An 11,645-nucleotide genomic window follows, 5' to 3' on the forward strand; every position below is an offset into this window, starting at 1 on the left:
AGAAGCCGTGTTTCCGGCGAATCGCTTCGCTGAGCGCTCGATCTGGCTCCTGGAATTCACCATGAACCACCCAATACCAGAATCAAACGCTCACTAAGAGATCATCTCATTTGGTTGAGTAGGCTGTCGGCTGTGGTGGGGATCATTGAGCGGCTGGTGCCGGACGAGCTGTGGGAACTGTTCCAGCGGGTCGTGCCGGAGGCGCCATCGCGGCCTCAGGGTGGCGGCCGTCGCCGGCACGGCGACCGTGAGGTCCTGGCGGCGATCGTGTTCGTAGCGACATCGGGCTGCACGTGGCAGCAGTTGCCGAAGTCGTCGTTCGGACCGTCCGGAGCGACAGCGCACCGCCGGTTCACCGAGTGGACGAAGGCTCGCATTTGGGCCAAGCTGCACCGCCTGGTCCTTGACGAACTCGGAGCCCGCGGCGACCTGGACTGGTCTCGCTGTGCCATCGACTCGGTGAACATGCGGGCCCTGAAAAAGGGGAGTTGACGGGTCCGAATGCTGTCGACCGGGGCAAGTACGGCTCGAAGATCCACCTGATCACCGAGCAGACCGGTCTGCCCCTGTCTGTCGGCATCTCTGGTGCCAACGTCCATGACAGCCAGGCCCTGATCCCGCTCGTGAAGGGCATACCGCCGGTCCGATCCCGGAGAGGTCCCCGTCGGCGCAAGCCCGGCAAACTGCACGCCGATAAGGGTTACGACTACTCCCACCTGCGGCGATGGCTATCCCAGAGGGGCATCCAGCATCGCATAGCCCGCAAGGGAGTCGAGACCTCGCAGCGGCTCGGTCGGCACCGTTGGACCATTGAACGCACGATGGCCTGGCTCGCCGGATGCCGTCGTCTCCATCGTCGCTACGAGCGCAAAGCCGAGCACTTCCTCGCCTTCACGAGCCTCGCATGCACCCTGATCTGCTACCGAAGGCTCGCCAAATGAGATCACCTCTTAGGGGTGACGAGGCGGCCGTGGGTCGGTGTAGTCCGGTGGCATGAGGTATCCCGATGGGGGTGGCCTGACCGCGGTGGAGCGGGCCCGGCGGGAGCGGGTGCGGTTGCAGGCCGCTGAGATGTTTGTGGCCGGGATAAGGCCGCCGCGGGCGTTACGGGTATCGCGGAAGTCCGCGTATGCCTGGCACGCCGCCTGGCGGGAGGGCGGCGGAGACGCTCTGCGTTCCGAGGGACCCTCGGGGGTGGCGTCGCGGATGAAGCCAGCCTGGCGGGCGTGGCTGGCTCGGACGTTGGAGCAGGGGCCGGACGCGCACGGCTGGGCGGAGGACCAGCGGTGGACGCTCGCGAAGGTCTGGTGCTCATCGCCCGTCGCTTCCATGTGCGCTTCAGCCGGCCGTAGCTGTCCCGGATCCTGCGGCAGATGCGCTTTTCCGTCCAGGTGCCCGTGCACCGCGCCGCCGAACGGGACGAGGAGCAGGTACGCGCGTGGCGGGAGGAGACCTGGGCGCGGGTGGAAAGAAGGTGAGGGAGCAGGACGCGTGGCTGGTGTTCGAGGACGAGTCGGGCCAGGCACTCCGCCCGCCCAAGGCACCGTACCTGGTCCCGTATCGGAGTGCCGCCGCATCGGGGAACTGTCTGCGGCCGTACGTGCCGTTTTGGCCGACGGCATCGAAAAGGGCTCCGTCCGCATGCCCGCGCTGGGCGGCGCGTTCCACGGCGGCTCTGTGCTGAGCTCATACTTCTTCCGCGAGCGGCTGATCATCTCGCGTCCTGGCGCGAGATCGCGGAGCAGGGCGGGCTGAGGTCAGGAGTGTGCTGGTTGGATCGTGTTCAGGCCGGTGAGCGGGAGGATGACGCGCTCGGGGATGTCCGCGGGCCAGGGGTAGGAGGGGGAGACGATGCGCTGGTGGGCCAGGCCGTGCAGGCCGGCCCGGAGCGCCGTCGCGTCGGCGGGTACGTCGGCACTGGTGACGACTCCGGCAGCGACGCAGTCATCGAGGACTTCGACGAGTATCAGCATGGACGCGGCGCCGAGCCTGGCGAGGTCGGTCCCGGTCGGTGAGTTGTCTGCGAGTGCCGGTGTCCACAGGCCGCCGAACATCGTGCGGTAGCGCTGGGGGTGGCGTACGGCGAAGTCGAGGTAGGTCTCGCAGACGGCCAGCAGGCGTCGCCGCGGGTCGTCACCGGCCTGGTCGACCGCCGCGCGCAGCACTGCCTCGAGGCCGGCGAACTCTCGCTGTAGAGCGGCCAGCATGACGGCTGGCTGGTCGGGGAAGTGCAGGTAGATCGAGGGGGTGGCGATACCGACCCGGCGTGCGATCGAGCGCAGGGTGACGACGTGCTGGCCGCCGGTCTCGTCGAGCAGGGCCACCGCCGCGTCGATGATCTCCTCGCGCAGGTGCCCGCCCTCGCCGCGGCGGTTGGGGGTACGGACCCGGGTCGGCTTCGCGGGGGCCGGCTGCGCTACTGACGTGGTTCTCTTCACCTCGCCACCTCTCCTCATGAGTCGACGGTTACCGATTCCTCTGCTCCCCGCGGTGCGCCGGCTTGTGAAGGGCCAGCGCGCCGCGGGGCAGGGGCCCTGCCGCTTCGGCTGTATCGCCAGTGGCGTCTGGTGTTACTTGTCCTTGTGGTTCGTGCAGTCGCTGTCAGCCTCCTCGGCGGTGGTCTTGAGTCGGTTGACCCAGTCGACGAGACCGGTTTCGAGGGCCGCCTGGTTGCCGGGTATGTCGGCCTCGGCGGGGGCACCGCCCAGGACTCCTCGGTGGTGGCCAGTACGCCGCCCCTGACCTTCTGGAACGTGAACAGGTGCACGCCGTCGATGCCGTTGACGGGTGCGGCCCAGGCGGTGCACCGGTTCCGGTCGACCTGGGTCACCGTGGAGGTCACCTTCATGCCCTGCGGGGACCAGTCGAAGACCGTGCCCGGTCGCAGCGGTCCCGATGTCTTCTTCTGGGCCGGGGTGATCTCGGGGCTCCAGGCGTCCCACGCGTCGATGTCGGTGTGCAGGTCCCAGATCGTGTGCACGGGCGCCTTGATCACGACGCTGGCGCGGGCGATGACCGGCGCGTCCTGGTCGACGGTGGCGCCCTGGCATTCCTGGAGGGTCCGCGTACTGGTACCGGGCCGGGCCTCGTGCGCGGAGGCCAGGGCCAGTGCGGACAGGGCCGTCGCCGTGGCGATCGCGGTGACGGCCAGTGTCCGCAGGCCACGGTGTCGCGTGTTCATCGGGTTGGTGCCTTCTTGGCGGTGGGCGCTGCTCAGTGGTGGTGTGTGCTGTTGCGCTTGGTGGCAGGTCGGGCGGGTTCAGCGCAGGTTCAGGCGGCGGCGTTCGAGGAGGGTGGCGAGGGCGTAGGCGCCGCCGCCGGTGAGGGTGAGGACCCAGTAGAAGCCCGGGTTGCCGAGAAGGAGGGCGGCGGTGGAGGTGAGGGCGAGCCAGGTGCCGAGGGCGTAGTGGAGCGTGTTGCGGCGGACGGCTCCCTCGGCGACGTAGATGAGGCCGACGACGAAGCCGGAACCGGTGGGCCAGAGTAGGGTCTGGACGTCGGGGTGGTCCACGGCGGCGGCGAGGCCGGTGATGGCGAGGAAGAGCGCGGCGAACGCGGTGACCCAAAGGGCTCCGAGGAGTTGTCCGGTGCGGACGGCGTCCGGGTCGGTGGTGGCCCGCTGTGCGCGCAGGGCGGCGCGGGTGGCCTGGACGGTGCCGACGGCGAGTCCGGCGCCGAGCAGGGTCATCGGCAGCCAGCCGGGGAGGTCGAGGACGGGGTGGTCGCCCTGGGAGAGGGCGGCGGAGCCGTGACCGAGGAGGTAGGCGAGGCCGAAACTGATGTAGGTGGCGAGGTTGTCGACGTCGCCAGTCGTGGTGCGGGCCGTAGCGTTCGGCTCGACGGGGGCTGGGGCGACGTTGGCGGCGAGGGACATGACGGTTGCCTCCGGGGGCGTGTGGGTGGAGCGGGGGCGGGCGGCGCGCGTGTGTGGAGCTGAAGCAGTGCTGAAGGGCCGGTGGAGCTGGGGCCTCGCTGTGGGTGTCACATCTCGGGGACGATGACGACCTTGCCGGCGACGGTGCGGGACTCGGCGAGTCGCAGGGCCTCGACGGTGTCGGCCAGGGAGAACTCCGCGGCGATCTGCGGGACGAGGGAGCCGTCGACGACCAGCCGCAGGACCTGGGTGAGGTCCTCGGTCATCCGCTGCTGCCAGGTCTTCTGGCAGCGGCGCTTGCCGGCCCAGAGGTTGTAGAAGTGGGCGCTCCTGCCGTTGGGCAGGGCGTTCCAGGCGTTGAGGCGGGCGAACAGCTTCAGCACGGGGAGCTGGGAGCTGCCCTCCTCGTTCTTGGAGGCGGCGGTGCCGTAGGAGACGAGGGTGCCGCCGCGGCGCAGGAGCCGCCAGGAGTCCTCGACGGCCGCACCGCCGACGTGGTCGAAGACCGCGTCCACGCCGTCGGGGGCGATCTCGCGGATGCGGGCGTACATGTCGGGGTCGCGGTAGTCGACCGGGGCGACACCGAGCCTCCGCAGCGTATCGTGGTGACGGGGCGCGGCAGTGCCGATGACGGTGATACCCGCGTGCGCCGCGAGCTGGACGAGGGTGGAGCCGACGCCGCCGTTGGCGCCGAGGACGACGATGGTCTGGCCGGTGCGGACCTTGGCGGTGCGGTGGAGCATCTGCCAGGCGGTGACGCCGTTGACGATGACGGTCTCGGCGGCGGCTGCGTCGATGCCGTCGGGTACGGGCATCAGGTCGGCGGCGTCGACGAGCAGGTGACTGGCCCAGGCGCCGACTTTGGTGATCGCGGCGAACCGGCGTCCGATCAGTGCGGCGTCGGTTTCCGGGCCGACGGCGGTGACGGTGCCGACCAGGTCGTAGCCCGGGACGAAGGGGAAGGGTGGCTGGTCGTAGTACTTGCCGCGACGCATCTGCTGTTCGGCGAAGCAGACACCGGTCGCCTCCATCCGCAGCACCACCTGCCCCTTGCCCGGCGCCGGCAGCTCACGGTTCCGCAGCTCCAGCCCTTCGGGCTCCACCTTGCCGGGCAGGACGATCTCGGTCGCGGTGACGGTGGTGGTGCCGCTCATGGCGTACTCCTTGGTTTCCCGCTGCTTGTTTACACACGTAAGGCTATAGGTGTTAGGTCAAGCGCGGCAAGGGGTTACGGCAATAACCTTACGGCCGTAAGTTCGCGTCGGGGGGGGGCGAAGGGGACGTGACCGGTGCGACCCGGTCTCGCCCTCTTGCCCGAGCCCGCTTCTCAGGGGTGTGCCGGGTGCCCTGGAGGCAGGTCGGTGGGGGTGGCGCCGGGCGGGCCGAGGATAATGTCGCCCATCTCCGCGCCCACCGCGTTGAACAGCTCCACGTCGAGCGCGGTCGCCTCGGTCGCGAGGTGCAGTGGGGTGGCGGTGCGGGCGATCAGTTCCGCGAAACCGGCGGGCGAGGAGATGTTGAGGGCACGGGTCCCGTCCGGGCCGGATGCGATGGCGTGCGGCATGTGCAGGGGGATGGTGTAGAAGTCGCCCGAGCGCAGAGTCACCTTGTCCTCGCCCGCCCATACGGTCAGCGATCCGGAGGAGACCCAGAGCTGCTCCTCGTACCGGGTGCGGGCGTGCAGCGGCGTGGTGGCACCGGCGGGCATGAAGGAGTCCGACACGTCGTAATGGCCGCCGGTCTCCTCGGCCGACGTCAGGATGGATATCCGCAGTTACTGGCCGAGCGCGTACTGCCGATCGGGATGCGCCGGATTGATGGACAGGGACGGGAAGTGACTCATTGGTCGCCCTTCGGGGTTTTGGGTGGGCGGACGGGCCGGGCATCCGAGCCTGGCCCGCCCTTGAGTCCGGACGTCCGGCGGTGATCGTGGAACGGGGTCGTGCGGCCTGCCGCATACGACTGAGCCGGCCGGCGGTGCACGTCACCGTCCGGCTGCTCGTCGTCGGCCCGGATGTCCGGCCGGGGGCTCTAGGCGACCTGGAGCTGCCGGAGCATGTGCAGGCCGTCCGCGTTGAGCCAGTACTCGACGAACCAGCCGTCCCGTATACGGAGAGTGTCGGTTCCGGTGAAGGTCACCACGGTCCCGGCCGGAGCCTTGGCGCCGGGGAAGCTGCCGTCATAAGTACCTGTGGCCGTCCAGCGCACCGACAGATGGTCGCCGTCGAACAGCGGCGGAACCTCGATGGCGAACTTCAGATCCGGGGTGTGCGACCGGTCGGCGCGGACGAACTCCGCCAGTTCCTGGGCACGGCGGATGGCACGGCTGTCACTGCCGTCGATCATGTCGCTGTGCACCTGGAAGTCGTCCGAGGCGACCTCGGGGGCGAGGGACAGGTCACCGTTCCAGAGCTGAAGCCAGGCCTCGAACAGGGACTTGGCGTCCGGGGTGCGGTCGGCGGCCATAGGAGTTCCTCTCGTAGTGCGCGTAAGTAACCAGAAGGGCGGGGTCAGCAACCGGTGCGGGCTTCGGCGGCGGCCTTGAGGTCCCGCACCCAGACCTCCAGGCCCGCGCCGAGCGCCTGGGCCGAAAGGTCGACGTCGGCCTCGGCCTGGTCGCCGGTCCAGGTCTCCTCGGTACGGACAAGGGTGCCGCCCTTGACCTTGGTGAAGGTCCACACGTGGACGCCCTCGTCGATGTGGATCCCCCCGCCGGTCGCAGGCCCGGCCCAGCGGGCACAGTTGTCGCGCTGGAGCTGCTGGACGGTGGAGGTGACCGCCAGGGTGGTGGCGGGCGTCGCGGGGGTGGCGGGCACCGGAGTGGTCCACCGGAAGACCGAACCGGCCCGCAGAGGACCGGAGCTGAGCCGCTCACTGGTGAGGACGGCATCCTGCCAGGCGGGCCAGCGCTCCACGTCCGTCTGGGTCCTGAAGACGGTGCTCAGCGGGGCGTGGATCAGGATCTCGGTTCCGTAGCGCACGCGGGCGTCGGGGTCGGTGCCCTGCCCGCGGCATTCGACGACGCCGTCGCGGCCGTGGTGACGCTCTGCGTGCGCCGGGCCGGAGTCGGCCTGGGCCGACGTGGCGGTGGCCGCGAGCACGCCGCCGGCAGCGGCGAGGGAGAGGGTGAGCGCCGCGAAGCGCGTGCCAAGGCGGGAGCGGGTGGGGGATTGGAGCGTGCCGGAGCCGGTGTACGGCGGCGACGGCGACCTGGTCGGGTTCCTTTGACGGGCCCCGCGCGCGTCGACCGGCCGCAACTGCCGGACGACGCGCGATCCTAACGCGGCGTTGTCCTTGTGGTCCGCGTCTCCCGATCTCGAACTTACGACAGTAAGGCTACGTGTGTAAAGCGATGGTAGGCAAGAGGTTATGCCGATAAACTTTTGCGCGTAAGGTTACGAGGATGAAAGAGACCGACGTGACGAGCCAGGACACATCGAAGCGCGCCGGACGTGTACGTAACCGGCGCGGCGAGGGCGGCCGCCTGCGGGAGGACATCGTCGACGCCGCCGCCGCACTGCTGGACGAGACCGGCGACGAACGGACCATCACCTTGCGGTCCGTCGCTCGCAAGGTCGGCATCGCCGCCCCGTCGATCTATCCGCACTTCCCCGACCAGCCGGCCATCATGCTGGCCGTCGTGCGCCAAGAGTTCGCCGCCCTCGAAACCCACCTGCGCGCCGCCCTGGACGGGGCCGACGACGATCCGCGGGACCGGCTGTACACCCTGTGCCGCGCCTACCTCGGCTACGCGCAGGACCACCCCGCGCGCTACCGCACCATGTTCGGCGGCCTGTGGATGCCGACCCTGGGTGACAGCTCACTGACAGAGGAAGAGCTCACCACACTCGGCGCAGCCGCCATGCAGCTCCTCGCCGAAGTCCTCGCCGAATGTGTCGCCTCGGGACAGTCATCGGTCGCCGATCCATACCTGGACGCCGTCACCCTCTGGGTCTGCCTGCACGGCCTCGCCCACCAGCACGCCGCCATTCGCATCTTCCCGTGGCCTGAGGCGAGCATCGCCGACGCCATCATCACGAGGGTCGCCAAGCTGAACGAGGCATGACCATCGTGGCTGTGGCTGTGGCTGTGGCTGTGGCTGCGGCCGGGCGACTGGGCCGCCCCCGGCCACCGCCCGCAACCGCAGGGCTTCCCGCGCCGACGGCGAGCCTGACGCCCGTCTTCCAGGTACCCCCGAGCTGGCGCGGCTCGGGGATGATGGAGCGGCTGACCGCGGCCCGCATCGAACTGACCCGCCCCGATTTCCGCGGCGCGCCCGCGGCGCTCGCCCTGGCTGAGCAGATCGAGGGCTTCAGTGCCCTCTCCCCGGCCCGCCGGCTCGGCGCCGCGAACCCGCTCGCGATCGAAGCCTGACGGCTACCGGCCGAGCGCGGCCAGGACCACGGCTTCCTTCTCCGGTGTGATCCCGTGCTCGGCCCAGCGCGGATGTTCCACGGGCGTGCCGCCGTCCCGGAGCCACGTCCAGGTGTCGGCGACGGTGTCCGCCAGGGGCCGGCACACCAGCCCAGCTGCCTGCGCTCGCGTTGACTCGATCTTCCACACGCCGGCGTGCGTGCGCCACAACGGCAGCTCGGTCCACTGCTTCACGCCCTGGTCCAGGAGCAGCTTGTCCGGCGCCCAAGCCAGTTGAGCGTCTCCGCCGACGACAAGCACGCAGGCGGTGAGGAGGTCGCTCATCGTGTCGCGGCCGATCGGCGCCACGCAGTTGTACGCCCCGCCCGTCTCGGCGGCGGCCTGATCGAGCGCGAATGCAGCCACGTCTCGCACGTCGATGGGCTGGACGGGCTTGTCCGGCGCGCCCGGAGTGAGCATCCGACCGCCGCGGGCGGCGCGACTGAGCCACCACAGGAGCCGACCGACATACTCGCCGGGTCCGAGGATGAGCCTGGCCGGAGGATCACGGCCCGGTCGTCACCGAACGCCGTGGCGGTCGCCCGTTCGGCGCCCGCCTTCTGCCTACCGTAGTACCAGTCCGGCCCGTCCCAGTCGTCCGGGAGCCGACCGTAGTCCACGTCGGCGTCCGGCGGGCAGTCCAGGACTTCCGAGTCCTCGGTCAGCGGATCGTTCGGCCAGCCCCGGTAGGCGTTCACGGTGGAGACATAGACGTACCGGCCGGCGACCGGCTCGAGTGCGCGGGCGCCAGCGAGGACGTCGCGCGGCGCCATCTCGGACGCCGAGGTGTCCACCACGGCGTCCCACGGCCCTTCACTGGCCAACCGCGCCAGGTCCGCGGCGACGGTACGGTCACCGCGTACCGTCTGGGCGCCCTCCGGCACGGTCCCGCACCGGCCGCGGTTGAAGACGGTCACCTCCCACCCGCGAGCGAGCGCATCCTGCGCAACTGCACGGCCGAGGAACCATCTTCCGCCAAGTACGAGGACTCTCATGGCCGTGACCCTGCCGGAAGGTGAGACCGCAGGCCAGTGCCCCTCTCCCGACCCGGGGTCAGGCCAGACGCCAGGAGCGCAGCCGCTCGGCGATACCGTACGAGTCCAGGCGCAGCGCGCGGATGTCAGCGATCAGCTCGCGCCACAACTCGAACTTCGTGTTCACCTGCTCCTCGTGCATGGACTGGTAGGCGAGAGCCACGGTGTACCCGTACAGCTCGTTGCGGGTCGGCAGCGGCCGCAGTATCACGCACTCCTCCAGCATCACCGCCGCCCGCCAGAAAGCGTCAGGGCGGTGCTGGTCGTGTCGGGGCGGGTCGACCTTGTGGCGGGCCGCCAACCCGACGAACACGGAGTAGTCGTTGACCGCGAGGTCATCCAGCAGTTACTCCTGACGCTCCAGGAACCACCGGTAGTCGACGTAATACTCGGCAGGCACAGGTCAGGCCGCCCGCGGGGCGCGCGCCACCTGCTCGGGACCGCCGTATTCGGCATCGAATGCGGCGACGGTCTCCGGGTCGGAGATCACCCGGCGGAACGTCTCGGCGCCCTTGGCCAGCGCGCGCTCGTGCTGCTTCTCTTCCGCCACCTGAGTGAGGTAGGTCTCCAGGGGAAGTCCAACGTCGTCAGCCAGAGCCTGCAGCGTGGCCACAGTGCTGTCGTCGATTTCGATGCCAGCCATGCATCGAGTATGCCGTGCGGGAGCGAGTGAGTACCAGCCCCTCGAGAATTTGGTCTTGACCTGTGCGTTTACGGTTCAACCGTGAACGGGTGCTCGAAGAGATCACAGCCGCACGGCGGTCCAGCGGGTCATTCTTGCTGGCCCCGTCGGGCTGGTGGTTGCCGTGTTGCCTTGGGCGAGCGGGACAGGGATCGGCGTTGCTCGGCGGCGTACGCCGGCGGTGAGAGGGGTCGGAGTCTACGAGCGGCCCCTTGACCAGGGCGCAACGGTACCCAGGGCCGCCCCTGCCTTACCCGGCCTGTCAACGCGCAAGGCACTGCGAGACTACCTTCACTCTCCGGTTGGTGCCGCTGGGAAAGTCCGGAGGAGTGAGGGGCCCGTGCCGGCGAGTGACCTGGCGAGCGGTCTCAGTTGTGTCCCAGAGGTCACAAGGCGTGACACGACGTGGCAGGGTTGAGATCTGCTCAGTCGTGCCTCAGCTGACCCGGACGCACCGCGTCCTCATCGGCATGGTCGTCTTCGGTGCCGTCATCATCGCCGACATCGGCTTCGCGGGGTCGTACGCGGCGGTGCGCGAACTGGCCCTGAAGAAGGGCTTCGGGAACTTCAGCTACGTCTTCCCGATCGGCATCGACGCGGGCATCTGCGTGCTGCTCGCCCTCGACCTGCTGCTGACCTGGATCCGCATCCCCTTCCCGCTGCTGCGCCAGACGGCGTGGCTGCTGACGGCGGCGACGATCGCGTTCAACGGCGCGGCGGCCTGGCCCGACCCGCTGGGCGTGGGCATGCACGGCGTGATCCCGATCCTGTTCGTGGTGTCGGTGGAGGCCGCCCGGCACGCGATCGGCCGGATCGCCGACATCACCGCCGACAAGCACATGGAGGGCGTCCGCCTCACCCGCTGGCTGCTCTCACCGGTGCCGACGTTCCTGCTGTGGCGCCGCATGAAGCTGTGGGAGCTGCGCTCCTACGAGCAGGTCATCAAGCTGGAGCAGGAGCGGCTGGTCTACCAGGCCCGGCTGCGCTCCCGCTTCGGCCGCGCCTGGCGCCGCAAGGCGCCCGTGGAGTCCCTGATGCCGCTGCGACTGGCCCGCTACGGCGTCCCCCTCGCCCAGACCGCCCCCTCCGGCCTGGCGGCCGCGGGCATCGAGGAACCCGCGGCCCTCTTCACCGTCGAACGAATCCCGGTACGCGCCGACGAGGCCGGTGACACCACGCCCAACGCAGCACTGGACGACGGGCCGACGCCGGCGGAGATCGCGCAGGCACGTCCGGCACAGGTGGCGGTGCCGCAGCGGCCGGGCGGCGCAGCGGTCGGCTCCGGAAAGGACGCTGAACGCTTCGCCGACGCTTACCAGACGTTCCTTGCGCGCTACCGGTTCGAGCCGACCCCGCTGCAGTGGGCTTGCTGCGGGACGTGTACGGCATCACGACAGCGGCAGGCAACCCCCTCACCGAGGATCAGGGGGCCTTGACCCCGAATTCTGGACACGGGTTATGCAGCTTGTGCCAGCGTAGTTGGTGTGAGTTGGAGGGCGTCCTCGAAGGCGATCGGTGATCGTTGTCCGAGGCGGGAGTGTCGGCGTCGGGTGTTGTAGCGGTGGAGCCATCGGAAGGCGTCGAGTCGGGCCTCGCGCTCGTTGGGCCAGCTCTTTCGTCCTTGCAGGGTCTCGCGTTTGAA

At 69.6% G+C, this 11,645-nt stretch carries 15 protein-coding genes and 2 pseudogenes; 5 read left to right on the forward strand and 12 right to left on the reverse strand.

The window, feature by feature from the left end; translation table 11 throughout:
• Positions 1–144: 144 nt before the first annotated feature.
• A protein-coding gene (locus tag ACZ6IM_RS41605; RefSeq protein ID WP_398918891.1) for an IS5 family transposase occupies positions 145–941 on the forward strand; the annotation gives its coding sequence in 2 pieces (ribosomal slippage) (positions 145–490 and positions 490–941; 798 coding nt in all).
• Between the two features lie 52 nt (positions 942–993).
• Positions 994–1,673, forward strand: a pseudogene (locus tag ACZ6IM_RS41610) (winged helix-turn-helix domain-containing protein); the annotation flags it as partial.
• An 84-nt stretch (positions 1,674–1,757) separates the two neighbouring features.
• Here ACZ6IM_RS41610 and ACZ6IM_RS41615 read toward each other — a convergent pair.
• The 7 genes from ACZ6IM_RS41615 to ACZ6IM_RS41645 form a co-directional block, all read right to left on the reverse strand.
• Positions 1,758–2,438 (reverse strand): TetR/AcrR family transcriptional regulator, encoded by a 681-nt coding sequence (locus ACZ6IM_RS41615; protein ID WP_319217782.1) that lies wholly within the window; start codon positions 2,436–2,438, stop codon positions 1,758–1,760.
• 14 nt (positions 2,439–2,452) lie between these two features.
• Positions 2,453–3,181 carry an SRPBCC family protein gene (locus ACZ6IM_RS41620; protein WP_319217784.1) on the reverse strand — a complete coding sequence of 243 codons (729 nt, stop codon included), beginning with the start codon at positions 3,179–3,181 and terminating at the stop codon, positions 2,453–2,455.
• Between the two features lie 78 nt (positions 3,182–3,259).
• Entirely contained in the window at positions 3,260–3,874 is a 615-nt protein-coding gene (locus ACZ6IM_RS41625; protein ID WP_319217788.1) for an ABC transporter permease, read from the reverse strand.
• Between the two features lie 107 nt (positions 3,875–3,981).
• Positions 3,982–5,028, reverse strand: a complete 1,047-nt coding sequence (locus ACZ6IM_RS41630) for a medium chain dehydrogenase/reductase family protein (RefSeq protein WP_319218915.1) — start codon at positions 5,026–5,028, stop codon at positions 3,982–3,984.
• A 173-nt stretch (positions 5,029–5,201) separates the two neighbouring features.
• The gene (locus ACZ6IM_RS41635; protein ID WP_319349734.1) at positions 5,202–5,597 is read right to left on the reverse strand and encodes a cupin domain-containing protein; all 396 of its coding nucleotides are present in this window, start codon (positions 5,595–5,597) and stop codon (positions 5,202–5,204) included.
• Between the two features lie 308 nt (positions 5,598–5,905).
• Positions 5,906–6,340, reverse strand: a complete 435-nt coding sequence (locus ACZ6IM_RS41640; RefSeq protein ID WP_319218911.1) for an ester cyclase — start codon at positions 6,338–6,340, stop codon at positions 5,906–5,908.
• Between the two features lie 44 nt (positions 6,341–6,384).
• A complete protein-coding gene (locus tag ACZ6IM_RS41645; RefSeq protein WP_319349735.1) occupies positions 6,385–7,131 on the reverse strand; it encodes an SRPBCC family protein in 747 nt (248 codons plus the stop codon).
• Positions 7,132–7,277: 146 nt separating this feature from the next.
• Between ACZ6IM_RS41645 and ACZ6IM_RS41650 the strand changes: the two genes are divergently transcribed.
• Both ACZ6IM_RS41650 and ACZ6IM_RS41655 read left to right on the forward strand, forming a co-directional pair.
• Positions 7,278–7,940: a TetR/AcrR family transcriptional regulator gene (locus ACZ6IM_RS41650; RefSeq protein WP_319218282.1), complete on the forward strand. Its 663-nt coding sequence runs from the start codon at positions 7,278–7,280 to the stop codon at positions 7,938–7,940.
• On the forward strand, positions 7,937–8,248 hold the full coding sequence (locus ACZ6IM_RS41655; protein WP_469564424.1) for a hypothetical protein: 312 nt from the start codon (positions 7,937–7,939) through the stop codon (positions 8,246–8,248). The genes ACZ6IM_RS41650 and ACZ6IM_RS41655 overlap by 4 nt, the downstream gene beginning before the upstream one ends.
• 3 nt (positions 8,249–8,251) lie before the next feature.
• Here ACZ6IM_RS41655 and ACZ6IM_RS41660 read toward each other — a convergent pair whose 3' ends face one another.
• From ACZ6IM_RS41660 to ACZ6IM_RS41675, 4 genes are all read right to left on the reverse strand, one after another.
• Positions 8,252–8,653, reverse strand: coding sequence for a hypothetical protein (locus ACZ6IM_RS41660; RefSeq protein WP_319218286.1), 402 nt, complete (start codon positions 8,651–8,653; stop codon positions 8,252–8,254).
• Entirely contained in the window at positions 8,569–9,282 is a 714-nt protein-coding gene (locus ACZ6IM_RS41665) for an NAD-dependent epimerase/dehydratase family protein (protein WP_319218288.1), read from the reverse strand. The genes ACZ6IM_RS41660 and ACZ6IM_RS41665 overlap by 85 nt, the downstream gene beginning before the upstream one ends.
• 58 nt (positions 9,283–9,340) lie before the next feature.
• The gene (locus ACZ6IM_RS41670; RefSeq protein WP_319218290.1) at positions 9,341–9,634 is read right to left on the reverse strand and encodes a toxin Doc; all 294 of its coding nucleotides are present in this window, start codon (positions 9,632–9,634) and stop codon (positions 9,341–9,343) included.
• Between the two features lie 90 nt (positions 9,635–9,724).
• A complete protein-coding gene (locus ACZ6IM_RS41675) occupies positions 9,725–9,964 on the reverse strand; it encodes an antitoxin MazE7 (RefSeq protein ID WP_319218292.1) in 240 nt (79 codons plus the stop codon).
• A gap of 509 nt (positions 9,965–10,473) precedes the next feature.
• On the opposite strand from ACZ6IM_RS41675, the pseudogene ACZ6IM_RS41680 reads away from it, so the two are divergent.
• Positions 10,474–11,127 (forward strand): annotated as a pseudogene (locus tag ACZ6IM_RS41680) (DUF2637 domain-containing protein); the annotation flags it as partial.
• A gap of 332 nt (positions 11,128–11,459) precedes the next feature.
• On the opposite strand, the gene ACZ6IM_RS41685 reads toward ACZ6IM_RS41680, so the two are convergent.
• A partial coding sequence (locus tag ACZ6IM_RS41685) for an integrase core domain-containing protein (RefSeq protein ID WP_469564429.1) occupies positions 11,460–11,645 on the reverse strand: 186 nt, incomplete at its 5' end.

Source organism: Streptomyces sp. NPDC042336 (assembly GCF_055581985.1).